The sequence below is a fragment of the Rhodococcus sp. NPDC058521 genome, assembly GCF_042719695.1.
Classification (GTDB): domain Bacteria; phylum Actinomycetota; class Actinomycetes; order Mycobacteriales; family Mycobacteriaceae; genus Rhodococcus_F.
On the sequence record NZ_JBHXNL010000007.1, the window covers coordinates 185,278 to 208,772 of the forward strand.

A 23,495-nucleotide genomic window follows, 5' to 3' on the forward strand; every position below is an offset into this window, starting at 1 on the left:
CGAGTGCCCACACGATCGACGAACGAAACCGCCCGTCACACGTGGTCTCGCGGAATCACCTTCGTCCAGATCCGTGACATGATGCGCTCGTCGCCCTCGTATGCGTCCAACTCCGCGTGCATACGAAATTCGTCTTCGCTGCAGGTCAGCCGGGTATGGGTCACTGTGGTCGCGGACCAGTCGTCTCGGCTGAAGGTTACCGACCAACGGGTGTCTCCGAACACCGACGTGTGATCGTCGGCTTTCCAGCCGTATGTCTCTTCCACCCGCTTGGCCACGTCGATTCCCGGCGCACCGATACGGACGAGCCCGTTGTCTTTGACGATCCTCAGACTGTTGTCGTAATTCGCCAGGTCGCGTGCCACGACCCAACTGTGCTCCGGTTGCTGGATTTGCTCGACGCTGATCGGCGTCGCGCCTTCCGGCTCTTGGAACGGACTCTCCGTTTGTCGGGCGTACTCGTCGAACACCGGCAACCTCAGCGAAGACGTTCCCGTGTACAGGCTCAGCATCACCGGCTGCGGAGAGGGCCAGGCCAAGGGCCAGTAGCAAGTGGACACCGAGAGCCGAATGCGATGGCCCGCCGGAAACTGTTGCGCGACACCGTTGAGCGTGACGGTGGTCCGATAACGTCGGCCCGGCTCGAGCACACTCGGACTCGTGTGGTCGTCGCGATGCGTGAGATTGAGAAGGCCATACGTGACGCGGGTGGCACGCCCGTCGGGCCAGACGTCACTGAGCCGCACCGCCACCATTGCAACCGGTCTGTCCACCGAGAACTCGATGTCCACCGTGGGCGCACCGAGAATCTCCACGGGTTCGTCGAGCACTGCGCTGTCGAAAACCAGCGATCCGCCATCTTCCTCCCGCTGGTCGTACGGAAGGTCCGGAGGGGCGTTGTACGAAGCCCACTTTCCTGCATACTGGCCGACTGACAGGGGTGAACACACCGTGAGGCGGTCTTCGGTGACTGCGCGGTCCGGTGCAACGAGATGATGATGATCGAGTAGCTGGTCGCGCAGCCGTATTTCCGGGGCCGGCCACTCGTCTACGGCGACCCAGCGACCCGGCCGGTCTTCGTACGCAGTCGACGGTGGAACACTCTCCTGCATCCAGACCCTCAGCAGTGGCCCGTGCTCGACGCCGTTGTCGAGGCCTTTGAGCCAGTGGTCCCACCAGGCGACGAGTTCCTGCAGGTAGCCGATTGCCGGCCCCGGCTCACCCAGGTGCGCAAACTTGTGCGACCACGGGCCGATGAGACCTCTTCTCGGAACGTCGAGGTGAGCGAGAAGGCGGGTGACCGCATTCGAGTATCCGTCGGCCCAGCCACTCGAGGCCAGCACCGGAACGTCGATCGCACTGTAGTCCTCGCACACGGATGCCCGCTGCCAATAGAGGTCGCGTCGTTGGTGACCCAGCCACTCGTCGATCCACGGTCCGCTGCCTTCGAGCCGTTCGCACCACCTCTCACGCCAGCCGTCGCCCACTATCTCGGGGTCGGGGGGCATCGTAGCGTGCGAGAACATGGTTCCGGCCTCGGCAAGGTTGTCCGAAAGTAGACATCCACCCATGTAATGCATGTCGTCGCCGTATCTGTCGTCCGTGAAGGACGAGATCGCGATCGCTTTCAGGTTCGGCGGTCTGCGAGCAGCGATCTGCAACGAGTTGAAGCCGCCCCACGAAATCCCCATCATGCCGAGAGTTCCGTTGCACCAGGGCTGTTCGGCAATCCAGGCCAGTATCTCCTCGCCGTCACGATGTTCGTCTTCGGTGTACTCGTCGACGAGTACACCCCCCGAGGCCCCCGTGCCGCGAATGTCCACGCGGACGCAGGCATAGCCATGGGCCGCCAGGTACGGATGATGAATCGAGTCCCGCCACGAAGTCAGATCGTCCTTGCGATAGGGCAGGTATTCGAGGATCCCGGGCACCGGGTCGGCGTCGGATGTAGCTGGTCGCCAGATTCGTGCCGCGAGCACTGTTCCGTCCGAAACCGTGATCCATGCATTCGGTTCCTCGTGAACGTCACGAGGCAGGGTCGGCGTGCGCATGTCGATACGGCTCCTCCTCACCGAACTCGAATTCCAGGTGGTCGACGACGTCTCGGTACTTCCTGCGGACCTCCTCGTCGTCGTCACCGCCGACATAGACGTAGGCCAGTTCGAAGCTGTAGCTGTCCTGTGCCGACATCTCGGAGAGCCAGGTACCTTCCGTGGTCTGGATGTCGACGACCACGCCGGGTATTCGTCGGTAAAGAGCGTCGAGTTCGTCCTGCATCGGAACCCGTTGCACGAATGCATCCGAGAATTTGCGGAAGTACCACTTGGAGGCGGTCTGGTACGGACCTTCTCCTCTCGGTGGTGCCGGATCACGACCGAGACCCAACTGCAGCATGCAGTAATGATTCGGGAAGCCGTCGACGTACTCGAACAGTTCCGAGTGCGATTGTGAATGACGTGCATTGATTTCGAGTATCTGCACGGACTCGTTCTCCACATCGCAGAAGAACTCGATACTGAAAGTCGAGTTGTCCAAACCGATCTGAGACATCACCGCCTCGGACACCTCTTCCATGCGGCGTACGACACGATCGGGCAGTTCGGATGGGTAACGATGACGCTCGAACGAGGACATGTCGCGGTAGGACAGCGAGTCGAGTGTTCCGTTCACCGTGACTCGGCCGCCGTGCATATAACCCTCCGTTGCAGCCTGAAGTCCGTCCATCTTCTGCTCTGCCAGACAGGCACTCCCGCCGATCTTCGCTATCTCGTCCGGAAGTTGGACCTGCTCCATCACGTACTCGAACGGTTTGCCCACACGTTCGATACCATCGGAGATCTGCCTGACGGCATCGACGAGTTGTTCGTCGCTCTCGACCTGGAAGGCGAGCTCGGAAGAGAAGGATTTCACCGGCTTCAACCAGATCGGATATCTCAACCCCTCAGGGCAGATCGGATCGGACAGATCGACAAGACCGAATGGCGGTACTCCGTCCGTGACCTTCTGCTGTTCGAGGCGACTCCAATACTTGTGCTCGCATTTGAGCACCGCTTCCAGCGAGGTGCTCGGGAGTCCGTACTCCCCGCAGAGGATCGGGACGATGCTCGTGACGGGAAAGTCCCAATAGCCGACAACGGCGCCGATGGTGCCATCGAAGGAATCGAGCTCACTTCTGGCCTTGTCGAGCAACTCCACGATGGGAATTTCGCCGTGCTGAATTTCGGCCACCGACAGCAACCCGTGAAACTCGTAGCGCACCGCCTCGGGGACGTCTCGCAGGGTTCTCAGGTTTGCATCGTCGAGACCCACGACGAACACGTCGATCTTTGCCATTTCTTTCCTCCGATCGGCTTTTCTCCGATCCTGCGCAAGGCCGAACGGGTAATCAGGGCCACGCGTTAGTGGTAACCGAAAAACTTCGTATGCAACTTGCCGTGGCGGGACTGCGGTTCTGCGTCCGAATGTGCTCTGTCGCGGTCGCCGATATAGCGCTCGATGACCATCACGGCACCCAGACTTCCGAGTAGCGGGACCAGTACGTAGATCACGTTGACATCCATAATTCCTCCGTCGTCACCCCGCGGCTGCTGCGCCACCGAAGGTGAACAGATACACCAGCATGAGGATGAACAGAATCCAGCCCGCGCCCTGCCATATCGGCCAGGTGCCTCCGCGCTTCCACGCACGGTAGGCGCGGACGAAGGCGCTCACGCCGCCGACGAGCAGAATCGCCGTGGGCACACCGGCCAGCAGGTATCGGTCGGGACTCTCACATATCCGGAACGCCGCATCTTCACACGTCCCTTCGTTGGCGACCGACGCCCACACGATGATCGCCGCCATCGATGCGAGTGCTAGAGCGATCGCCGCGCCCGCATGGATGGCAGCCTTACGAAGCGTGGTCCGATCGGACCACCGCTTCTCGACATCGTTCACCACCGCGTGTCCCTACCGTTCCGGTGTGCCGTCGCCCTCTCCTGTGATCATTTCGAAGCGAGTCGTGCGGCCAGGAGCTCCTTACCTTGCTCACCGCCCTTTCGGCTTTCACCCTGCGCACGGCGAAAGAAATCGGCCAACTCGTCGTCTCCGACTCGCTCGGCGTCGGCGATGTACGTCTCGAGACGGAGTGCGTTGCTCAGTGCTGCCTCGACGAACCACACGATGTTGTAGTTCTTGTCCTTGGTGCCCGTGACCGTTCCTGCTTCGTCAGTCATATGCGCCTCCTCGTTCGCTGGGTCGTTGACCCGTTACGTCTACCCGAACATGGCACTCGTCAATCAGGTCTGTCGATCAGCGCGGTCGCTTCCGTGAACAAAGCTGTGCAACTGCCGTTTCGGACACTTGGGGAAGTGATCGTTTGAGTTCGATCTCCTCGGGTAGTCGGGGCTCTGCAGGAATCGTCCTGCATGAATATCGCAGAGCACCACAGGAGGTGACGTCGATGGCAAACGAGAACTCGGGCCCGGCAGAAGGCGTGAAGGGCGTCGTCGAAGGTGTGAAGGGCAAGGCGAAGGAAGCAGCCGGCGCTCTCAGCGGAAACGACGACATGACCCGTGAGGGGCGGGCCCAACAGGACAAGGCCGATGCGCAACGCGAGGCCTCCGAGAAGGAGGCTGCGGCAGAAAAGGCTCGTAGCGAGGCGAAGGCCGAGGAACAGCGCCAAAGGGCGCAGCAGGACGGCTGACTCCGGCTTCGATTCCGTCGCGTCGGAAGGCGCGGCGGAATCGGCAGGCCAGAGCCGGCTCGCAGCTACGGCTGCGCTTGACCGACAGGGGTTTCCGACGACATGAGCGGACTCGACATCCTGGTGTGGCACGTGCACGGCTCGTGGACCACCGCGTTCGTGCAGGGCAGACACCGCTACCTTGTCCCCTGCCTCCCCGAAGGCGGGCAATGGGGACGAGGGGTGTGCGGCCGCGAGTGGCCACAGTCCGTTGTCGAGGTCACTCCCGACGAGCTCGCCGAGAGCAACGTGGACGTGGTGGTGTTGCAACGACCCCAGGAGCTGGAACTTGTCGAAGAATGGCTCGGTCGCAGGCCCGGACGCGACGTGCCGGCCCTGTACCTCGAACACAACACCCCCACGTCGAGCGCCGCGAAGTCACGGCACCCGTTGGCAGGCCAGACTTCGATCCCCATCGTTCATGTCACAGCTTTCAACGACCTCATGTGGGACAACGGGATTGCGATTCGGCACGTCATTCCACACGGGATCGTCGACCCCGGACACCGTTACACCGGTGAATTACCCAGAGCCGCAAGCATGATCAACGAGCCCTCGCGGAGAGCTCGAGTAACGGGAAGTGACCTCTTGGTGCACCTGTCGACCGCTGCACCACTGGACGTATTCGGCATCGGCACGCGCGAGTGGGCGCAATCGTGCACCGGGTTCGTGACCGGTTGCGGTGACCTCCCGACCGACGACCTGCATCGAGAGGTCGCGCGGCGAAGGGTTTTCGTGCACACCGCACGCTGGACCTCGTTGGGTCTGTCTCTGATCGAAGCCATGCACCTCGGTATGCCGATAGTGGTGTTGGCAACCACCGAGGCTCCTTCCTCGGTGCCGTCCGAAGCCGGCGTGTGCAGTACCGAGCCTTCGGAACTGTCCCGCACCTTGCGGGACTTCGTACACGACCCGGCCCGGGCGAACATGTGCGGAAAGGTGGCCCGGCAGTTTGCACTGCAACGGTTCGGAATCGCGCCGTTTCTTCGACGATGGGACGAGCTGTTGGCGGACGCGGCAGGCCCGTGACTCGACCCGATACAGCACAGACGCTCACGACACTTGTTCGCGAAGGACGAGCCGCGAGCCGGGACGGAGGATGATGAAGATCGCATTGGTGTCGGAACACGCCAGTCCCCTCGCTGCCCTCGGCGGTGCGGATGCCGGTGGACAGAACGTCCACGTTGCCGAACTGTCGGCCGGACTGGTCCGATTGGGACACGAAGTGACCGTGTACACCCGCCGCGACGACCCGCAATTGCCGGACGAGCTCCTGGTTCCCGCGGGTTATCACGTGCGACACGTTCCGGCAGGACCTCCCTGCCGACTCCCCAAGGACGACTTGCTGCCGTGGATGAACGATTTCGGGAACTGGCTCCAATGTGTCTGGTCCGCCGATCCTCCCGAGGTCGCCCATGCTCACTTCTGGATGTCGGGCTATGCCACGCGCGTCGGAGTAGCGGGGCTGGGCATACCTACTGCCCAGACCTTCCACGCTCTGGGCGTGGTCAAACGCAGGTTCCAGGGGGCAGCAGACACCAGTCCGCCCGGCCGAATCACCATCGAGCTCGAGCTGGCTCGCGCATTCGACCGCGTGATAGCCACGTGCTCGGACGAGGTGTTCGAGCTCGTTCGGATGGGTCTGCGCCGCTCGAACATGTCGGTCGCGCCGTGTGGCGTCGATCTCGGCCGGTTCGCGCCGGTCGGTCGTGTGGCACCCAAGACCTCGCGCAGACGGATCGTGACGGTAGGTCGGCTCGTGCCCCGTAAGGGTTTCGACACCGCGATCGCTGCGCTCACCGAACTACCGGACGCCGAGCTGGTCATCGCCGGCGGGCCGGCACATGGATCTCTCGATCACGACCCGGAAGCCGTTCGTCTTCTGCGCCTCGCCGACGAACTCGGTGTGCGAGATCGGGTCGATATGCCCGGACAGGTATCACGAGAAGACATGCCCGCGCTACTCCGGTCGGCGGATGTCGTCACGTGCACGCCTTGGTACGAGCCGTTCGGGATCGTTCCGGTCGAGGCGATGGCATGCGGCGTGCCGGTCGTCGCAGCGGCCGTCGGAGGGATGCTCGACACCGTTGTGGACGGCTCTTCCGGTCGTCTTGTTCCCCCTCGTGATTCGGCAGCCCTCTCCGCAGCTGTGGGAAGGCTTCTCGCCGACGAGAAGACACGTGCGGCGCTGGGCCGAGCGGGACGTGAGCGCGCCTGTTCACGCTATTCGTGGGACCGGATAGCAGCTGACACCCTTCGCGTGTACCAGCGCATCGCCGCGGCGGGCAGCACGTCCGACACTGCGGCTGCGAGGTGACCCAGATGCCTCGTTTCGAACGGGCGCTCGTCACCGGCGGTGCAGGTTTCCTCGGATCCCATCTGTGCGAACAGCTCTCGAGTGCAGGCACTGTCGTGTACTGCCTCGACAACTTGTCCACCGGCGACCACGCGAATGTGGCTCACCTACAGCGGGATCGAGGATTCGCTTTTGTGGCGCACGATGTGACGGAACCGATTCCGGATCTGGGACCGATCGACGTCGTGTTCCATCTGGCGTCCCCAGCTTCCCCCGTCGACTATCTTTCGCTGCCGATCGAGACGATGTCGGCCGGCGCCTACGGGACGCGCAACGCACTCGACTTCGCTGCTCGCACGAACGCGCGTTTCGTCCTTGCATCCACCAGCGAGGTGTACGGCGACCCATTGGAGCATCCGCAGCGAGAAACCTACTGGGGAAACGTCAACCCGGTAGGGTCCAGAAGCGTTTACGACGAAGCGAAACGTTATGGGGAGGCACTGTGCAGCGCATACGAACGTCAGAACAGCTGCGATACCGCCATCGCCCGCATCTTCAACACGTACGGACCACGCATGCGAGACGACGACGGTCGCATGATTCCCACCTTCATCGACCAGGCATTGCGCGGATCACCGATCACGGTCGCCGGCACGGGGAAACAAACGCGGTCACTGTGTTACGTCGACGACACGGTCGCCGGATTGCGCGCCCTGGCCGAGTCCGACGAAACGGGCCCGATCAACATCGGTAACCCCGGTGAACTGTCGGTCCGCTCGGTAGCTGAACGCATCCGAACCATCACCGACAGCCGGTGCGACATCATCGAGGTGGCCCCTGCCGCGGACGATCCACAACGACGATGTCCTGATATCACCCGTGCTCGGTCACTGCTCGACTGGTCCCCGGTCGTAGACGTGGACACCGGGTTGAGACGCACGATCGAGTGGGTGCGCGAGCGCCCGCACGCTGCCTGAGTGGGAAACGAACAGCTGTTTGCGGTGCACGGGTCCGGGTAATCGAGCGCGAGCCGAAGCGAAATACGGACTGTCACTCGAGCGAGAGGAGACACCATGCGAATCCTCGGCATCAACGCCGTCTTCCACGATTCGGCGGCAGCGCTGGTCGTGGACGGCCACATCGTGGCCGCGGCCGAGGAGGAACGCTTCTCTCGCCGAAAGCACGGGAAGCGCCCGGTGCCCTTTTCCACCTGGGAGCTCCCCGAACAGGCAGCCCGGTGGTGCCTGGACTACGCGGGGCTACGCCCCGAGGACGTCGACGCCATCGGATATTCCTACGACCCGGATCTCGTCGAACATGATCTGGGCGGGATGGATCCTGCTTGGGAAGAACTCCGCACCACATACACCCGCCGGTTCCCGCAGTTCCTCTCCACAGCTCTGCCCGGTTCGGATCCCGAAAGGGTGCGCTTCGTGCGCCACCACACAGCACACGCAGCATCCGCCGGATTGGCCGCACCATTCGGCGATTGCGCGGTCCTCACCTTGGACGGGCGTGGTGAGAACACCTCGATGCTCTCCGGTGAGTACCGCGACCGCAAACTCGACGTACACGCGACACAGCGTCTCCCCCATTCACTCGGTCTCCTGTACGAAGATCTGACGGAGCATCTCGGCTTTGCCCGCTCCAGCGACGAATACAAAGTAATGGCACTTGCGTCGTACGGGCGGCCGCGTCACCTCGAGTTTTTTCGTGAACGCGTCTTCACAACGAAGGACGGCGGCTTCCGAACTCTTCCGATCTCGTGGCGTGATGTGGTCGAACCCCGCTCGCCGGGTTCCGAATTCACCGACGAGCACGCCGATCTCGCCTGCTCTGTGCAAACCCGGCTCGAGGAAGTTCTTCTCGAGTTGTGCTCGTGGCTTCACGAACGAACCGGCGCACGGCGTCTCGCTCTCGCGGGTGGAATCGCCCTCAATTGTGTAGCCAACACCCGGATTCACAACGACAGCCCATTCGATGAAGTATGGGTGCAGCCCGCCGCAGGCGACTCGGGCACTGCCTTGGGCGCCGCGCTGTCCCTTGCTGCCGAGGCCGGCGAACCACCCACGCATTGGCAGGGAGCAGATCTGGGTCGCGGATTCGCCGAGGCGCAGATCCGTGAGGCGCTCGATACAGCACGAGTTCCGTACGAGCGTCCCGACGATGTCGCCGAGACGGTTGCGGAAGCGTTGGCCGACAACGCGATAGTGGCGTGGTTCGAGGGCCGCTCCGAGTTCGGTCCACGCGCACTCGGTCATCGTTCGCTCCTCGCGCATCCGGGCCACCGCGGGAACCTCGAGCGACTCAACGACGTGAAGGGTCGGGAACAGTTTCGTCCTGTGGCGCCGATGTTGCTCGCCGACCGTGCACCGAATGTATTCCGGCGTGGTCCGATTCCGAGTCCGTACATGCTCTTCGTCCACGATGTGGACGAAGAATGGCGCGAGCGTATTCCCGCAGTGACCCACGTCGACGGCACCGCACGGATTCAGACGGTGGACACGGCCGCCGAACCGTTGGTCGCTCGAATGCTCGAACGCTTCGAGAAACTCACCGGCCTGCCGGTGGTGGTCAACACGAGCCTCAACACTGCGGGACGCCCGATGGTCGACTCACCCCGAGATGCGTTGGAATGTTTCGGTTCCGCTCCCGTCGACGTTTTGGCGATCGGCCCCTTCGTGGTGCGTCGACAACGATCACCTGCGGGGCATCGATGAGGAGCAATCAGAGCGTGTCCGTGGTCGTCCCAACGGTCGGCAGGCCCAGTTTGCAGCGCCTGCTCGGAGTACTGACGAACGCCACAGGACCGCCGCCGACCGAAGTGATCGTCGTCGACGATCGCAGTGAGGGGCCGGACGGATCGCTTTCTCTGCCTTCGGCTCCCTTTCCGATCCGGCTGCTTTCGTCCGGAGGTCATGGCCCCGCGGCCGCACGCAATGTGGGGTGGCGCGCTGCTCGAGGACATTGGATAGCGTTTCTCGACGACGACGTGGTAGTGGCAGACAGCTGGTTCGCCGATCTTCGAGCCGACATCGAGAATGCAGTAAGTCGGAGCACCGACGACGTTCCTGTCGGCGCCACCTCGGCTCGTATCGTGGTCCCGTTGCCGAACGGTCGGCGTCCCGACGACGACGAGCGGCGAACTGCCACGCTCGAGAATGCACGATGGATTACCGCGGACATGGCCTATCTGCGCTCGGCTCTCCATGTGGTGGGCGGGTTCGACGAAAGGTTCCCGCGGGCGTACCGGGAAGACGCAGATCTCGCATTGCGAGTCACGCGGACCGGGCACCGAATCGTTTCGGGAACCCGCGTGACCACCCATCCCGCGTCGTCGGGCGCCTTTCTCGAGAGCGTGCGCGCACAGGCAGGAAACGCCGACAACGCGCTAATGCGGCACAAGTTCGGCCGTGGATGGCGGCGTGCCGTGGGCGAGGGCCCCGGTCGTATGGGCAGACACTGCGCTGCCACAGCATCGGCGATCACCACCATTTCGGCAGCTGTTCTCGGACGTCGAAACGTCGCTGCCGTGGGAGCGTTGGCCTGGGCCTTCACGACCGCAGAGTTCGCGTGCCGCCGTATCGCGCCCGGCCCTCGGACTCGACGTGAAATAGCCCGAATGGTCGCGACCAGTGCACTCATCCCACCCGCAGCCTGCATGTGGCGAATACGGGGCGAGTGGTCGGTGAGGGGTTCTCATCGCAGCCGCCCCGCGGCCGTGTTGTTCGATCGTGACGACACGATCATCGTCGACATCCCCTACTTGGCCGATCCCGATCAGGTACGTCCGGTTCCAGGGGCCGTCGAAACGTTGGGCAATCTACGCGCGCAAGGCGTGCCGATCGGAATCGTCAGCAATCAATCGGGCGTGGCCAAGGGCTTGATCGCACCCGAAGCACTCGCTGCAGTGAACGCCCGCGTCGAGGAACTGTTTGGCCCGATCGACACGTGGCAGGTGTGCACGCACGACGACGTGGATGGATGCGAATGCCGTAAACCTCTGCCGGCCATGGTGCGTCGAGCTGCCGACGAATTGGCAGTCGATGTGCGTCGGTGCGTCGTGATCGGAGACACCGGCTCGGACGTGCAAGCCGCGCTCGCCGCCGGCGCACGCGCCGTACTGGTGCCGACCCGACGCACTTTGCCGAGCGAGGTGGCATCCGCACGCCTCGCGGCGTCCGTATCGCCGACGTTGGTCGCTGCTGTCGGTTCGGTTCTGGGAGTGCGCCCATGATCGGTCACACGCTCGTAGCCCGGCTCGACAGTGTCGGCGACGTCTTGTTGGCCGGACCCGCGGTCCGCGCAGTGGCCGGCGACAGCAACCGGGTCACGATGCTCGTCGGCCCTCGTGGCCGAACTGCCGCAGATCTGCTTCCCGGCGTGGACGAAGTGATCGAGTGGCAGGCGCCTTGGGTCGACTTCGACCACCCCCCGTTGACTGCCGACGCCGTACACCAGTTGGTCAAGCAGGTGGAAGCCCTCGATGCCGATCGCGCTTTGGTCCTGACGTCTTTCCACCAATCTCCACTGCCGCTGGCCCTGATCCTCAGAATGGCGGCCGTCCCATGGATCGGCGCCATCAGCGTGGACTATCCGGGTGCACTTCTCGATCTCCGGCACCATGTCGACGGCGACCCACCCGAAGCAGTGCGGGGCCTGTCGTTGGCGGCAGCAGCCGGGTACGGCGAACTTTCGATCGTGGACAGCGCGCTGGCCGTGAAGCGGCCGTTGCCCGACGTCCGTTCGATCACGGGCGAGTCCCCTTACGTCGTCGTACACCCCGGCGCCGCAGTACCGGCCCGGCAATTGTCTCCGGCACGCAGTCGCGCCGTCGTTGCTGCCTTGGTGTCGGCTGGGCACCGGGTGCTGGTCACCGGCGCGCCCGAGGAAGCCGAACTGACTCGTGCCACCGCCATCGGTGGTGGAATCGATCTCGGCGGACGTACTGGGCTTGCCGAGCTCGCCTCCGTTCTGGATGGTGCCGAGGTAGCGGTCGTGCCCAATACCGGCCCTGCTCACCTCGCCGCGGCCGTCGGCACCCCGGTCGTGTCTCTGTTCGCACCGGTCGTGCCTGTATCCCGCTGGGCACCGCACGGCGTTCCGTGTGTCGTTCTCGGTGCACAGGACTCCCCGTGTGCAGGTACCCGCGCCCGAACGTGTCCCGTCCCGGGGCATCCGTGCCTCGACGACATCGCCACCGACGACGTCGTGTCGGCAGTCGCCCACCTCAGCTCGAGGCCGAGCATTCGAGACGAACGCGAGGAGATGCGTGATGAATGAAGTTCGCGAACATCGAAGCACACACGGAGCAGTCGCACACTTCGGCGAACTACAGTCCGCTCTGTCGCTGAACATCGGTTGCGCCTCGACCGTCAGTCGTTGGGGACGCCGATTGGCCGACGTCTACCGAGCCGAGGGGCGGTTGCTGGCATGCGGAAACGGTGGTAGTGCCGCCGAAGCGCAGCATCTCACCGGCGAACTCGTCGGCCGGTTTCGAAGCGAACGACAGCCGTTGTCGGCGATCGCCCTGCATGCCGAGACATCTGCCCTGACAGCCATCGCCAACGACTACGGCGGTGACGAGCTGTTCGCCCGACAGGTACGCGCTCACGGTCGTCGCGGCGACGTTCTGGTGGCGCTGTCCACCAGCGGCGCCAGCACCAACGTTGTGGCTGCCGCCAAAGCAGCCCACGACATCGGCGTGGACACGTGGGCGCTCACCGGCCCGGCGCCCAACCCACTTGCGTCGCTGTGCCACGACGCCGTGGCCGTCGAGGCACCGACCGTAGCAACGGTTCAGGAGATGCATCTCGTTCTCATTCACGCGATGTGTGAGGCGCTCGACGCCGAACTGGGGGTGCCGACGTGAGCGGGCTCGTGATCGTCGGCGATTGCCTGTTGGACGTCGACATCGAAGGCAGCGTCGAGCGGCTCTGTCCAGAAGCGCCGGTACCCGTCGTGGACGTGGAGCGTCGCGGGGAACGTCCGGGCGGCGCGGGTCTCGCGGCCTTGCTTGCGGCACGAACCGTCGACTCGGTAACGCTGATCACCGCACTCGGCACCGACGCAGACGCCGGACGACTCACCGATCTTCTTCGTAGCGTCCACGTGGTGCCGATGGCCTTGGAAGGCACAACCGTCTGCAAGAGTCGGGTGCGAGCCGGCGGGCAGTCACTGCTACGTCTCGACTCCGGCGGAGGTACCGCGTCGATGCGGGCACTGCCCAGAGACGTTCGCCGGGCGCTGGCGAGCGCCGACGCCATTCTCGTCTCCGATTACGGACGCGGCGTTGCCGCGCACCCGCACATCCGAGACCTGGTCGCTCGTCGTGCATCCGAAGTCCCGGTCGTGTGGGATCCCCATCCCCGCGGACCGAAACCGGTGGCCGGCGTTCACTTGATCACGCCGAACGATGCCGAGGCGACACGGGCGGAACCGCATTGTGTCGGGCCGAGCGAGCGGGCCAGTGCTCTCGTGCATCGTTGGCACAGCGATTCTGTCGCGGTCACCGTGGGGGCATCCGGTGCCGTGATCGGTTCGGCGACTGGCGAACCCGTTTCGATCGCAGTCCCCGAAGCAGCCCGGCTCGTCGCCGGGAGCAGGCCGGACACGTGCGGGGCCGGCGACCGATTCGCGAGTGCGGCCGTCGCCGCCCTGCTCGACGATGCCACGGTCAGGGATGCGGTGTCCGCGGCGGTGGAGTCCGCTGCAAGATTCGTCGGGCTCGGCGGCGCCTCTGCGGTTTCCGTGTGCGCGGCCACGGCGTCGAGCTCGATCCTTGCAGACGACTCGCCCGACGATCCGTACTGCTTCGCGGAGCGAGTACGCCGCAGCGGCGGCCGCCTGATCGCCACCGGCGGCTGTTTCGACCTATTGCACCGTGGCCACGTCAGCCTTCTACAACAGGCGCGGACCTTGGGGGACGCGTTGATCGTGTGTGTGAACTCGGACGACTCGGTACGGCGGATGAAGGGCCCGGACCGGCCGCTCGTCCCCGCCGAGGACCGAGCGCGAGTGTTGCGCGAACTCGGCTCCGTGGATGCCGTGGTGGTGTTCGACGAACCCTCGCCTGCTCAGGTCCTCGAACGCCTGCGTCCCGACGTGTGGGTGAAAGGCGAGGATTATGCGGACGCTCCGATCCCGGAAGCAGAGGTAGTCCGCCGACACGGCGGTGAACTGGCGTTCGTTCCCATCGTCGACGGGTACTCGACCACTCGAATGCTTGCCTCTGCCCGCGCATCTCGATCCGTCCGCACCGGCGGCCGTATTCGTCGAAAGGAGACATCATGACCACGAGTACACACCCGGTGGGAACCGTCATCGTCACCGGAGGCGCTCGCGGGCTGGGAGCGGCGACGGTCGACGCGGTACGTCGTGCCGGCGGTCGTCCCCTCGTGATCGACCGAGTTGCGCCGGACTCCGATGTCGAGCATGTGATTGCAGATCTCGCCGACTCGTCGGCGGCCGAACGCGCAGTCGACGAACTCGTCGAGATCGCTGGCGGGCGGCTGGATGGCGTGTTCACCGCAGCCGGAATCGACAGCTGTGGTCGGCTCGACACCGTGCCGGCGAAGGACTGGGAACGGGTAGTTCACGTCAACCTTCTCGGCACAGCCGCCGTCGTACGCGCCGCCTTGCCGCACTTGAAGAAGACTCATGGGCGAGTCGTGACCTGCGCCTCCACGCTCGGCATCAAAGCGGTGAGCGACGCGACAGCCTACTGCGCCTCCAAGTTCGGGATCGTCGGATTCAGTCGCGCGCTGGCCGCCGAGACTGCGGGTGAGCTGGGAGTCACGATGCTGGTTCCAGGGGGGATGACCACATCGTTCTTCGACGACCGGGACGAGCAGTACAAGCCGCCCCCCGATGCAAAACTCAACGACCCTGCCGATGTCGCCGAAACCGTCCTGTTCGCACTCACCCAGCCGCCGGGCTGCGAGGTTCGTGAACTGGTCGTGTGCTCCTCGACCGAGGGATCATGGCCCTGACTGTGCCGACGACGGGGTCGGCCGCACCTACCGTGTTGGTGTTGCGCGCGCTGGGCATCGGCGACTTCCTGACCGCAATCCCCGCCATCCGGGGATTGCGTGCGCAGTTTCCCGATCACCAGCTGATCCTCGCAGGGCCCGTCGCTCTCACCCCCTTGGTGAAGCTCGTCGACGAGATCGACAACCTGATCGATACGCCGTCGCTCGGCACATTGGACTGTCGCGGTGGCCGCATCGCGGTCGCGGTGAACCTGCACGGATGCGGCCCGGACAGTATCACCGACCTCACTCGGCAGAATCCCGAACAGGTTTTCACACATCGGCATCCGGACTTCCCCGGTCTTCCGGGTCCGGCCTGGGTGAGTGATCAGCACGAGCGCCATCGCTGGTGTGCTCTTCTCGAGTGGTACGGAATCGGCTCGGCTCCAGACGACGTCGGAATCCGAGTGCCCACAGACGGAGAGAGACCGAGAGCTGTGGTGATCCATCCCGGTGCTGCGGCGGCGGCACGACGTTGGCCGGCAGAACGTTACGCGTCGGTGGCACGGGCACTCGCCGCCGAAGGTGCGTACGTCGTCGTCACCGGCAACGCCGACGAACGACAGCTCGCGGAATCCATTGCCCACGAAGCCGGTTTGTCTCCGGACAGAGCTCTCGCCGGCACCTCTCTCTCGGACACTGCCGCCCTCGTCGCGGCCGCTGCACTGGTCGTCAGCGGGGACACCGGAATCGCACACCTCGCCAGCGCGTACGACGTTCCCTCGGTCGTGCTGTTCGGCCCGACGAGTCCTGCGCACTGGGGTCCGCCGGATCGCCCGCATCACATCACGCTGTGGGCGGGCCGGGAGGGCGACCCACATTCCACGGTGCTCGACCCCGGGTTGGAGGAGATCAGCGTCGACGATGTCCGTGACGCCATCGCGCGTCTTCCCGCCTCCGCGCGGCGTGACCTCACCTTGGGGGGTGCGCATGTTTGATACATCTTCCGTGCAGCACGTCGGCGTCATCGGCGCCGGCTACGTGGGGCTGACCACGGCAACCGGAATGCATCACCTCGGTCATCGGGTCACGCTCGTCGACATCGACTCCGAGCGAATCGCGACCATACGTCGCGGCGTGTGCCCTCTTCGCGAACCCGAACTCGGACCACTGCTGAATGCCGGGCTCGAGGACGGACGTTTGTCCGCGACGACCGATTCGTCAGCGCTGGCCACCTGCGACACCGTGTTTGTGTGCGTCCCCACGCCGACCGGCGCGGACGACGACGTCGACCTGAATGCGGTCGACGGAGCGGTTGCCCTGCTACGCGGACTGCTCCCCCGCGGCGCCGTCGTCGCCGTGAAGTCGACAGTTCCCGTGGGAACCACCTCACGAATCGCCGCTTCCCTCAACGACTATGGCATCGCGGCGGTAAGCAACCCGGAGTTCCTTCGGGAGAGCCATGCGGTTCACGACTTTCTTCATCCGGACAGAATCGTCGTCGGTGCGTCCGATGACACGTCAGCGCAGCGAGTGGCCGACCTGTACACGGCGTTGCACGCTCCGATTCTCCGGATGGACACGGCAAGTGCAGAACTCGCCAAGTACGCGAGCAACGCTTTTCTGGGCGTGAAAGCGTCCTATGTGAACGCGATGGCCGAAATCTGCGACGACGTGGGCGCCGATATTCGTTGTGTGGAAGACGTCATGGCGGCCGACCCGCGTATCGGGCCCGCCTTCCTTCGTCCCGGGCCCGGCTGGGGCGGCTCGTGCCTTCCGAAGGACACCAAGGCGCTGCTGTCGTCCACCCGGTCGACCACTGCCGCATCGCTCCTTCGTGCGTCCTTGGACGTCAATGCCGCACAGGTGGGCCGAGTGGTCGACAAGATTCGTGCGACCACGAACGGCGATCTTCGTGGGCGACGCATCGGGCTACTCGGCCTCGCATTCAAGGCAGGTACCAGCGACACGAGGGATTCACCCGCACTCGCCATCGCGGCCGGACTCGCGCAGGCCGGTGCCCTCCTCACCGCTTACGATCCGGGCGTTACTGCCACCGTTGCGGTCGACGGCGTGAACGTCGTCGACGACCCGTACCTCGTTGCGAAAGACGCCGCGGTCGTGGTCGTACTCACCGAATGGGACGAATTTCGTGAACTCGACTGGTCGGTGATGGGCGATCTCAGCCGAACGCGGGCGGTGGTGGACATGCGCAACATACTCGACCATTCGGCCCTGATGGCCAATGGATTCCACGTTGCTACCAATGGAACAGTGCCGTCTTGAACCGAGCTGCCGTCTTGAACCGAGCTGCCGTCTTGAACACTCACCCCGCTTCGACCCGACTCGCTGCGCATCCGCATCCGCATCCAGGAGCTGGTAACAGCGCCCGAGCGGTTGAGTAAACACTGCAGACGACGTAGCGTTGAGCATGCGTGGTTGAGAACACAGCCCGCGGATGGTCCGGAGACCCGGCTCGCGTTCGCGCGCTTGCCCGCAATCCCCCGTGCACACCCATGAGTAGTGCTGGGATTGGTTCGCGCTTCGGCATCGAAGATTGCACTCGCTACTGCAGGTGATCGGAGAGTCATGGAACTGTCACGTACCGCCAACTCGATCGACGAATCGACCGAAGCGTCAGATGGGCGCCATTCAACGGGCGACACGGAGATACCCTGCGATCCCGGCATTCAGATCGTCATCGATACATACAGCCCGGTCGCAGTCGGACGCGTTCTCGGCGACGTCGACATCCTGACTTCCCCTTCCCTCGCCCTCGCGCTCGCCGAGTTGGCCAAGTCCGATACGCCGTTCGTACTCGACATGACGAACGTCGGATTCATAGGCACATCCGCTTTGTCGGTAATATCCGATTTCGCGACATCCGCTCGCTACGAAGACATTTCGTGGACTCTGGCTGCAAGCCGTTCTCTGAGACACCTCTTGGCCGCAACCGGGATCGACACGAAGATGTCCGTATGCAGGTCCGTCGAGGAAGCGTCGCGGCGAGTTCGGGCCGCCTGAACTCCCGTCACCACGGAACATGGAGATTTTGTTGCACCGTGAAAGGTCCATGGGAATTTCATTGCAGTCATTGCGAGTACGACTTCACGACGCCCGCTGAAGACCGTGCCGTAGCAGCGACCGTGGCACGGCTCAATGGGTGGATCGTGAATCGATTGGGGCACGGTGACGAAAGTCGAGAGACGTGTGTCTGCCCGGGCTGCGCGGGTGCCGCAGCCCGGCAGCGCACGCCCGATCAAGCGGGGCCCACCGCCGACGAGTCGATCGTTCAGCCGTGAGCGCGTCGGCTGACGCCTACGGCGCGGGTACCGCAGGAGCGAAAACGCAATACATCCTGAGCTGCGTGTAGGCGATGATCGTATGGCGCTCGTGGCCGTCCAGGAGGTACATGCCTCCCGGTGCCAGCGGATACGTCGTCTCGTTGTCCCGATCGACCAGTTCTCCGCGACCCTCGATCAGCCACACCGCTTCGATGTAGTCGGGATAGTGCAAAGGCGTTTCGGTGTCTGCTGCGACCTTGGTCTCGTGGTATGAGAACCCAACTTTGTCGTCCCCGAGAATGATTCGCTTCGAGGTCCAGTGATCGGAATCCACTTGCCTGTCCGTGCCGGTAATTCCGGCTGTTGTGCGCACGATCATGCGTCCACCTCCGGACGTGTTCTCAGAAATCGGTCCAATTCAGTTCGCGCTGCACTACCTTCGGGCATTCGGTGCATGATCCAGTTGTGAAACATGGCACGGAACTCGTTGTAGTCGACGTGCACTCCGGCCAATCTGGCGCGTTCACGAAAACGTCGTGCATCCGCCAACAGAATGTCGCTCGTACCGGTGAAAATCGCAATGGGTGGGAAGCCCGTCAAATCCGTGAAAAGCGTGCTCATGTCCGGATCGACCGGCGACTTGTCGTTCGCATACCAGCGGCCTGCCAGCTGTAGCCCCGCCATACCCAATTCCGGGTCGTACCGGTCGAGTTCCACCGAGAGTGGGTCGTCGGTCGCGAGGTTGAGCCACGGCAAGAAAGGGCAAGGGCGGCCGGCATCGGGCCTTTCTCCGCCCGCAGCTGCGCAGTCAACCACAGCGCGAGGCCCCCACCTGCGGAGTCACCGAACACGATGCGGTCTTCGTCTGCACTCGGCCCGACGAACCGGTCGTACGTGCGACGGACCATCTCCTGGATTGCCTGGTGGTGGTACTCGGGGGCCATCGGATACATCGAAAACACCACCGTCGCGTTGGTGGTCTGGACGATTCTGGTGACGAATCGCCAGTGGTGTCGCTCCGGCTGCTCGACGAAACCACCGCCGTGAATGTGCAGAATGCGCACCGGACTGCGACGCGCTTCCTCTTTCGGCGCCAGCAAATAGCACGCAAAGCGGTCGATGATTGCACACTCCACGCTGACCGCTCGTCGCACGAACCGGGGCGGGACCGTTCGCCGTGGGTTCTGATGGTGCGAGAGGCGCTCACGCATTTTGTGTGGGTCGGTATAGAACTTCTTGCTGCGCCGCGCGCGTAACGAAGCCGTCACAGCCCACGCACGAAACGAAACCATACGAGCGCGGTGCCCAATTCCGCGAGTTCTCAAACGGCCGACGGGCACTCCCAACTCGGTGCGTCTTCAGGGCTCAGAGGACCGCGGGTGTTCTTCGTCTCCACGGAAACACTGAGCGTCGCGCTCCTCGCCATCCTGGTGATAGGGAGCGCGCGGCGGTTCGAGTTCGTCGAGGCGTTCGTTGATGGCGTGCGCGATCATGTCCTGCTGTATGCGATGCAGGGGCATCAGGCCACTGAGGAAAGCCTCGATCTCGAGTTTGCCTGCGTCACCGCCCAGCCCGAAGTACCGCAGCCACAGTTCCTCCGTGGACAGCTCCGCGGCTGCGAACGCATCCAGTATCAGACGGTGATGATCGTCGGTGTTGTCGTCTCCGTGTGCCCGTATTGTCATCGTTACCGCCGATCCAGTACGGACCGCACCAGATCGTCAGCTGTATCTCGGAGTGTTGTGCGAGTGCTGCGCGCTCGAGTGAGTAGCTGCCGCTGGGCCTGCTCCGGTTCGAGACCGTCACGGAGCATGACAATTCCACGTGCCGTCGCAATCAAATCGCGGGTTCGCAACGCTTCCTTGAGCCGATCACTGAGCTGTTCGGCGTCGCGCAACGTATGAACATTGGCGATCAGAATGGCGGCTTGGTCGGCAAACCGCCGCAGCAGCGCCTCACTGATCTCGTCATAGGCGCCGGGCTGATCGGAATACACCTTGATCGCGCCCAAGGTCCTGGTATCGGCAATCAGCGGCGCGCTGAGCACGGAGCGGGCGCCCGTTGATCGCGCTGGCTCGGTCCACTGAGGCCACCGATGCTCGGTATCCAGATCGTTCGAACGGACGACCGCCTGCCCGGCCCACGCCGCCAGACACGGCCCGTCCCCGACGTCATACTGCAGAGTGTCCAGCTGTTCGACGATCGGGTCGGTGGCCGCCGAGGTGACTCGATTTCCCTGAGTATCGGTCAAGGTCACCCCCGAGCCCACGGTTCCGTGAACCGTGTCCTTGGCCAAGGATGTGATCAACTCGAGTGCAGTGGCAACCGTCTCCTCGGACAGCAATAACCCCGACATCCGGGCATACACGGTAGCCAGTTCGTCCGAGACGTCTTTCGGCGTCGACACCACGACTCCCTCCATACTCGGCCAGCCATCGCACACTGACGATGCCGCAATCTTCCAAACATCACAGCGTGGGTACTTTCAGCTTATCGGACAAGAGCGCCCTTTACCTCAACTGCCGTGAGCGGTTCGATCGTGTTCGGCGGTCAACCACGCAGCAACATCATGAAGTTTCATATTGGCATGCTGAGAAGCACCGACAAGCATCGCGAAGGCCTTGTCTGCGGTGACATTCTCGCGGCCCATCAAGATTCCCTTCGCCATGCCGATTGCGTCCCGAGTACGGATCGCATACCTCAAGTCGGCTTCTTGGGTCGACCCTATGAGTGCGATGGCGGCGTGTGCGGCGAACAGTTCACCGGTCAGTTCCGCGTCGGCATTGAATGCGTTCGGCTCGAACGCATATAGGTCGAGCGATCCCAGAGTGCGTTCGCTGGTGAACAACCGGTAGCCGAGCATCGACTCGATGCCCAGATCGTGCGCGGCGGCGGCAAACCGTGGCCAACGAGTTTCCTGCTCCATGAGGTCGATCCGGTAGATCCGGTCGAACCTGACCGCGTCCACGCACGGCCCGTCCCCCAGTTTGTGTTCGATAGCATTGACCTGTGCTGCAAGTTCGCTGGTGGCAGCGACGCTGCGAAGCTTGCTGGCCGCACACATCGAGACCGCCGCGTGGTCGACGGCTGGGATGGTGTCGGCGACAGCGTGGACGATACCGGTGACCGTTCGTTCGACGTCCGGTTCGGCCTCGAGCGACCGCGCGACGGCAGTCAGAGCAGCCGCGACGTCTCGCCCCTTGTCAGCACGGGGGTACGGGGTGTCTTTCGTGGACATCTGGTCACCATCTCCTTATGCGGCGTGGGCTGGCGTCACAGTGCGCTCAACGTTTGCCCACCATCCAGTCTGCAACGACTTCCGTGTGGGCGCGAGTAGAACCAGTTTGCCGCGCATCACGCTCTCCCTGCCTCGTTCGGGCCGGCCCCCGTGCCCGCCCGGTCCACCGTTTTCGAGATGCGCAGACAGTCGGCAGAAGGGGTCTCGGCAACTCGCGGCGTGGAGGGCTTGCCCTGCGGTTCGCTGGTGTGGCACGCGAGTCTGATGGCTCTGGTCACCGACGCTTTCACTGCAATGTACTCCGCTCCCAAGCCTGCCTGGAAGCCTTCGCGGACGCTGCGCCTGGGGCGGTACCGTCCCGAATACAATCGCTCGGGTCGCTGTCGTCGGACTTCTCCACACGCAGATTTGCCCGGGGACCCGTGTCGATGTCCCGTTCGGCCAAGCGCAATGGGACTTCCCTACCGAAACCGATGCGCTTGGTCGCGAAGTCAACGGTCAAAGACTGATGCCGACCCTGACGAACCCGGATTCGTAGCGACGAATGCAGTGCAGTTCGAGAGGCCCGGCAGTCCGTATGAAGTCTGACTCCTGGGGCAACGTCAAGCCGAAATATCTCCTTCAGAGCCACGCCCGGGCGAGATCGCACACGGCCGACAGGAGCATCGCACCAACGCCGTGTCGTTGCCAGCTGTCTTCAACCAGCAGAGACCTCCGCAGTGCCAGGAGAATCGGGCATGCGAATCAACTGGGTAAATCCTACGATCGTCGAGTGGCGCCGACTACGAGAACACCTTGATACGACTGCCCGCTCAACCTACTTCGAAAAGCGCAGAAACTCCGGTCCTCCGAAGATCCTCATGACCCAACAGGGGCTGTCGTGCGGCGCCCGTACACACGAAACTCGGGATGTGATAGCGTGAAGTCGTGGTTGAGCAGTCTGCCGCACGGATACTCATCCGACCGCATGACGCTCTCCTCGCACTATTCGAGGTGTGGACTCTAATCGTGAGCGTCTGGGTCGTACCGCACCAAAGTGAGGTGTTCACCGTGACGCACCATCCCTTCCCGGCTCAGTCGAATCGCTCCGCCCCCGTCGGCGCCACGCGCAGGCACGACTACGCAAAACGGCCGTTCATTCCTGTCCAAGGCGGATTTGTCCCTTCAGGACTGTGGCTTTCAGCGATCGGAATCGTTCTCAGCACAACAGGATTGAGCATTGCTGCGGTAGCGGTCACCGGTTCGCTGATGCTCGGTGGGCTCATAATGCTGTTGACGTTGGGGAGCGTGTCTCTCGCTGCCGTGATGATCTGATCGGCGGCGGGAAGGCGGCGGCGCAAGAATCCACACAGGGAAGATCTCTACCGTGCCGCCTTTCCCTGCCTCGTGACGGCGTTCCATTTCTGCGTAGCAGGACGGATCTGCATTGTCTGCGACGGAAGGCCCGACCAGCTCCCCCGGCCATGCCGAGGGATGCCGTCAGCTATCCCAATTTCAGATGGTGCCGATGCTCGAGCAGAACCCCGGATCGGCGACGATGCCGATCTGCACGGTCCACCCCTTTCGCTACCGATTGCTTCCCATCCACTTCGGGTACCCGGATGCGTACCCGCATCGCCGAACCGAGGAGGAGTAGGTGTCGAAGGAACATGTAGGACCAGCCGGAGCGCCCGATCAGTACGACGGCGATCCGTCGAGGACCCAACGCGAACACGCTGGCGAGGCCTTGACCGATGCACGTGGATACCCCGGCTTCATCGCCATCGGTCTGTCGTTCGTCCTTCTGGGGCTCTTTCTGGTTGCTCTGGGCGGAGGTTTCGAAGGCTGGGCGACTATCGCCGGCATCGCTTTCGTAATAATGATGATCGGCGGCGTAGTCTACGTACTGTTCGAATATCGGCGGGTGCGCAAGCTGAATATTCGGCAGGGTCGTCCTGACATGGAAGGTCACTGACCTTCGAGGGCATGCGAGACGTGCGTCTCT

Annotated in this window: 27 protein-coding genes; 16 read left to right on the plus strand and 11 right to left on the minus strand. The window is 63.5% G+C overall.

Features of this window, described 5'->3' with window-relative positions; translation table 11 throughout:
- Window positions 1–35 precede the first annotated feature (35 nt).
- From ACFWO3_RS13805 to ACFWO3_RS13825, 5 genes are all read right to left on the minus strand, one after another.
- The gene (locus ACFWO3_RS13805) at window positions 36–2,051 is read right to left on the minus strand and encodes a CocE/NonD family hydrolase (protein WP_378578241.1); all 2,016 of its coding nucleotides are present in this window, start codon (window positions 2,049–2,051) and stop codon (window positions 36–38) included.
- Entirely contained in the window at window positions 2,026–3,333 is a 1,308-nt protein-coding gene (locus tag ACFWO3_RS13810; protein WP_378578243.1) for an ATP-grasp domain-containing protein, read from the minus strand. Before ACFWO3_RS13810 ends, ACFWO3_RS13805 begins: the two co-directional genes overlap by 26 nt.
- Window positions 3,334–3,398: 65 nt before the next feature.
- Window positions 3,399–3,560, minus strand: coding sequence for a hypothetical protein (locus tag ACFWO3_RS13815; RefSeq protein ID WP_378578246.1), 162 nt, complete (start codon window positions 3,558–3,560; stop codon window positions 3,399–3,401).
- 13 nt (window positions 3,561–3,573) lie between these two features.
- Complete coding sequence (locus ACFWO3_RS13820) at window positions 3,574–3,939, minus strand: hypothetical protein (RefSeq protein ID WP_378578248.1); 366 nt, start codon at window positions 3,937–3,939, stop codon at window positions 3,574–3,576.
- Window positions 3,940–3,983: 44 nt separating this feature from the next.
- Window positions 3,984–4,214, minus strand: coding sequence for a hypothetical protein (locus ACFWO3_RS13825; RefSeq protein WP_378578250.1), 231 nt, complete (start codon window positions 4,212–4,214; stop codon window positions 3,984–3,986).
- A 227-nt stretch (window positions 4,215–4,441) separates the two neighbouring features.
- On the opposite strand from ACFWO3_RS13825, the gene ACFWO3_RS13830 reads away from it, so the two are divergent.
- From ACFWO3_RS13830 to ACFWO3_RS13890, 13 genes are all read left to right on the plus strand, one after another.
- Window positions 4,442–4,684 carry a CsbD family protein gene (locus ACFWO3_RS13830; protein WP_378578252.1) on the plus strand — a complete coding sequence of 81 codons (243 nt, stop codon included), beginning with the start codon at window positions 4,442–4,444 and terminating at the stop codon, window positions 4,682–4,684.
- Between the two features lie 102 nt (window positions 4,685–4,786).
- Window positions 4,787–5,752: a glycosyltransferase gene (locus ACFWO3_RS13835; RefSeq protein ID WP_378578254.1), complete on the plus strand. Its 966-nt coding sequence runs from the start codon at window positions 4,787–4,789 to the stop codon at window positions 5,750–5,752.
- A gap of 73 nt (window positions 5,753–5,825) precedes the next feature.
- On the plus strand, window positions 5,826–7,040 hold the full coding sequence (locus ACFWO3_RS13840) for a glycosyltransferase (RefSeq protein WP_378578367.1): 1,215 nt from the start codon (window positions 5,826–5,828) through the stop codon (window positions 7,038–7,040).
- 5 nt (window positions 7,041–7,045) lie between these two features.
- Entirely contained in the window at window positions 7,046–7,996 is a 951-nt protein-coding gene (locus ACFWO3_RS13845; protein ID WP_378578257.1) for a UDP-glucuronic acid decarboxylase family protein, read from the plus strand.
- Between the two features lie 96 nt (window positions 7,997–8,092).
- Window positions 8,093–9,739: a carbamoyltransferase gene (locus ACFWO3_RS13850; protein WP_378578259.1), complete on the plus strand. Its 1,647-nt coding sequence runs from the start codon at window positions 8,093–8,095 to the stop codon at window positions 9,737–9,739.
- A 14-nt stretch (window positions 9,740–9,753) separates the two neighbouring features.
- Window positions 9,754–11,256, plus strand: a complete 1,503-nt coding sequence (locus tag ACFWO3_RS13855) for an HAD-IIIA family hydrolase (protein ID WP_378578261.1) — start codon at window positions 9,754–9,756, stop codon at window positions 11,254–11,256.
- Window positions 11,253–12,302, plus strand: a complete 1,050-nt coding sequence (locus ACFWO3_RS13860; RefSeq protein WP_378578263.1) for a glycosyltransferase family 9 protein — start codon at window positions 11,253–11,255, stop codon at window positions 12,300–12,302. Before ACFWO3_RS13855 ends, ACFWO3_RS13860 begins: the two co-directional genes overlap by 4 nt.
- Window positions 12,295–12,891, plus strand: coding sequence for an SIS domain-containing protein (locus ACFWO3_RS13865; protein ID WP_378578265.1), 597 nt, complete (start codon window positions 12,295–12,297; stop codon window positions 12,889–12,891). The genes ACFWO3_RS13860 and ACFWO3_RS13865 overlap by 8 nt, the downstream gene beginning before the upstream one ends.
- Entirely contained in the window at window positions 12,888–14,312 is a 1,425-nt protein-coding gene (locus ACFWO3_RS13870) for a PfkB family carbohydrate kinase (RefSeq protein WP_378578267.1), read from the plus strand. The genes ACFWO3_RS13865 and ACFWO3_RS13870 overlap by 4 nt, the downstream gene beginning before the upstream one ends.
- Window positions 14,309–15,010: an SDR family oxidoreductase gene (locus ACFWO3_RS13875; protein ID WP_378578269.1), complete on the plus strand. Its 702-nt coding sequence runs from the start codon at window positions 14,309–14,311 to the stop codon at window positions 15,008–15,010. The genes ACFWO3_RS13870 and ACFWO3_RS13875 overlap by 4 nt, the downstream gene beginning before the upstream one ends.
- On the plus strand, window positions 15,001–15,987 hold the full coding sequence (locus ACFWO3_RS13880; protein ID WP_378578271.1) for a glycosyltransferase family 9 protein: 987 nt from the start codon (window positions 15,001–15,003) through the stop codon (window positions 15,985–15,987). The genes ACFWO3_RS13875 and ACFWO3_RS13880 overlap by 10 nt, the downstream gene beginning before the upstream one ends.
- Window positions 15,980–17,275 carry a UDP-glucose dehydrogenase family protein gene (locus ACFWO3_RS13885; RefSeq protein WP_378578273.1) on the plus strand — a complete coding sequence of 432 codons (1,296 nt, stop codon included), beginning with the start codon at window positions 15,980–15,982 and terminating at the stop codon, window positions 17,273–17,275. Before ACFWO3_RS13880 ends, ACFWO3_RS13885 begins: the two co-directional genes overlap by 8 nt.
- A gap of 303 nt (window positions 17,276–17,578) precedes the next feature.
- Window positions 17,579–18,013: an STAS domain-containing protein gene (locus tag ACFWO3_RS13890; RefSeq protein WP_378578275.1), complete on the plus strand. Its 435-nt coding sequence runs from the start codon at window positions 17,579–17,581 to the stop codon at window positions 18,011–18,013.
- 294 nt (window positions 18,014–18,307) lie between these two features.
- Here the strand turns inward: ACFWO3_RS13890 and ACFWO3_RS13895 are convergent, their stop codons facing one another.
- From ACFWO3_RS13895 to ACFWO3_RS13920, 6 genes are all read right to left on the minus strand, one after another.
- On the minus strand, window positions 18,308–18,652 hold the full coding sequence (locus ACFWO3_RS13895; RefSeq protein WP_378578278.1) for an ectoine synthase: 345 nt from the start codon (window positions 18,650–18,652) through the stop codon (window positions 18,308–18,310).
- Window positions 18,649–18,957 (minus strand): alpha/beta hydrolase, encoded by a 309-nt coding sequence (locus ACFWO3_RS13900; protein WP_378578280.1) that lies wholly within the window; start codon window positions 18,955–18,957, stop codon window positions 18,649–18,651. The genes ACFWO3_RS13895 and ACFWO3_RS13900 overlap by 4 nt, the downstream gene beginning before the upstream one ends.
- A complete protein-coding gene (locus ACFWO3_RS13905) occupies window positions 18,891–19,565 on the minus strand; it encodes an alpha/beta hydrolase (RefSeq protein ID WP_378578281.1) in 675 nt (224 codons plus the stop codon). Before ACFWO3_RS13905 ends, ACFWO3_RS13900 begins: the two co-directional genes overlap by 67 nt.
- Before the next feature lie 66 nt (window positions 19,566–19,631).
- Window positions 19,632–19,958, minus strand: coding sequence for a hypothetical protein (locus ACFWO3_RS13910; RefSeq protein WP_378578283.1), 327 nt, complete (start codon window positions 19,956–19,958; stop codon window positions 19,632–19,634).
- A 2-nt stretch (window positions 19,959–19,960) separates the two neighbouring features.
- Window positions 19,961–20,680 (minus strand): GAF domain-containing protein, encoded by a 720-nt coding sequence (locus ACFWO3_RS13915; RefSeq protein ID WP_378578285.1) that lies wholly within the window; start codon window positions 20,678–20,680, stop codon window positions 19,961–19,963.
- A gap of 108 nt (window positions 20,681–20,788) precedes the next feature.
- The gene (locus ACFWO3_RS13920; RefSeq protein WP_378578287.1) at window positions 20,789–21,511 is read right to left on the minus strand and encodes a GAF and ANTAR domain-containing protein; all 723 of its coding nucleotides are present in this window, start codon (window positions 21,509–21,511) and stop codon (window positions 20,789–20,791) included.
- A gap of 1,050 nt (window positions 21,512–22,561) precedes the next feature.
- Between ACFWO3_RS13920 and ACFWO3_RS13925 the strand changes: the two genes are divergently transcribed.
- The 3 genes from ACFWO3_RS13925 (at window position 22,562) to ACFWO3_RS13935 (ending at window position 23,465) form a co-directional block, all read left to right on the plus strand.
- The gene (locus ACFWO3_RS13925; protein ID WP_378578288.1) at window positions 22,562–22,825 is read left to right on the plus strand and encodes a hypothetical protein; all 264 of its coding nucleotides are present in this window, start codon (window positions 22,562–22,564) and stop codon (window positions 22,823–22,825) included.
- Window positions 22,826–23,018: 193 nt separating this feature from the next.
- Window positions 23,019–23,147 carry a hypothetical protein gene (locus ACFWO3_RS13930; RefSeq protein ID WP_378578290.1) on the plus strand — a complete coding sequence of 43 codons (129 nt, stop codon included), beginning with the start codon at window positions 23,019–23,021 and terminating at the stop codon, window positions 23,145–23,147.
- Window positions 23,148–23,465 (plus strand): hypothetical protein, encoded by a 318-nt coding sequence (locus ACFWO3_RS13935; protein WP_378578292.1) that lies wholly within the window; start codon window positions 23,148–23,150, stop codon window positions 23,463–23,465.
- Window positions 23,466–23,495 lie beyond the last annotated feature (30 nt).

Coding starts and splice junctions, on each gene's coding strand:
- ACFWO3_RS13910 (WP_378578283.1), bottom strand. CDS start 19,958: ATGACAATACGGGCACACGGAGACGACAACACCGACGATCATCACCGT.
- ACFWO3_RS13830 (WP_378578252.1), top strand. CDS start 4,442: ATGGCAAACGAGAACTCGGGCCCGGCAGAAGGCGTGAAGGGCGTCGTC.
- ACFWO3_RS13905 (WP_378578281.1), bottom strand. CDS start 19,565: ATGGTTTCGTTTCGTGCGTGGGCTGTGACGGCTTCGTTACGCGCGCGG.
- ACFWO3_RS13850 (WP_378578259.1), top strand. CDS start 8,093: ATGCGAATCCTCGGCATCAACGCCGTCTTCCACGATTCGGCGGCAGCG.
- ACFWO3_RS13875 (WP_378578269.1), top strand. CDS start 14,309: ATGACCACGAGTACACACCCGGTGGGAACCGTCATCGTCACCGGAGGC.
- ACFWO3_RS13835 (WP_378578254.1), top strand. CDS start 4,787: ATGAGCGGACTCGACATCCTGGTGTGGCACGTGCACGGCTCGTGGACC.
- ACFWO3_RS13900 (WP_378578280.1), bottom strand. CDS start 18,957: ATGGCGGGGCTACAGCTGGCAGGCCGCTGGTATGCGAACGACAAGTCG.
- ACFWO3_RS13840 (WP_378578367.1), top strand. CDS start 5,826: ATGAAGATCGCATTGGTGTCGGAACACGCCAGTCCCCTCGCTGCCCTC.
- ACFWO3_RS13880 (WP_378578271.1), top strand. CDS start 15,001: ATGGCCCTGACTGTGCCGACGACGGGGTCGGCCGCACCTACCGTGTTG.
- ACFWO3_RS13895 (WP_378578278.1), bottom strand. CDS start 18,652: ATGATCGTGCGCACAACAGCCGGAATTACCGGCACGGACAGGCAAGTG.
- ACFWO3_RS13815 (WP_378578246.1), bottom strand. CDS start 3,560: ATGGATGTCAACGTGATCTACGTACTGGTCCCGCTACTCGGAAGTCTG.
- ACFWO3_RS13825 (WP_378578250.1), bottom strand. CDS start 4,214: ATGACTGACGAAGCAGGAACGGTCACGGGCACCAAGGACAAGAACTAC.
- ACFWO3_RS13930 (WP_378578290.1), top strand. CDS start 23,019: ATGCTCGAGCAGAACCCCGGATCGGCGACGATGCCGATCTGCACGGTC.
- ACFWO3_RS13845 (WP_378578257.1), top strand. CDS start 7,046: ATGCCTCGTTTCGAACGGGCGCTCGTCACCGGCGGTGCAGGTTTCCTC.
- ACFWO3_RS13865 (WP_378578265.1), top strand. CDS start 12,295: ATGAATGAAGTTCGCGAACATCGAAGCACACACGGAGCAGTCGCACAC.
- ACFWO3_RS13890 (WP_378578275.1), top strand. CDS start 17,579: ATGGAACTGTCACGTACCGCCAACTCGATCGACGAATCGACCGAAGCG.
- ACFWO3_RS13885 (WP_378578273.1), top strand. CDS start 15,980: ATGTTTGATACATCTTCCGTGCAGCACGTCGGCGTCATCGGCGCCGGC.
- ACFWO3_RS13860 (WP_378578263.1), top strand. CDS start 11,253: ATGATCGGTCACACGCTCGTAGCCCGGCTCGACAGTGTCGGCGACGTC.
- ACFWO3_RS13920 (WP_378578287.1), bottom strand. CDS start 21,511: ATGTCCACGAAAGACACCCCGTACCCCCGTGCTGACAAGGGGCGAGAC.
- ACFWO3_RS13810 (WP_378578243.1), bottom strand. CDS start 3,333: ATGGCAAAGATCGACGTGTTCGTCGTGGGTCTCGACGATGCAAACCTG.
- ACFWO3_RS13805 (WP_378578241.1), bottom strand. CDS start 2,051: ATGCGCACGCCGACCCTGCCTCGTGACGTTCACGAGGAACCGAATGCA.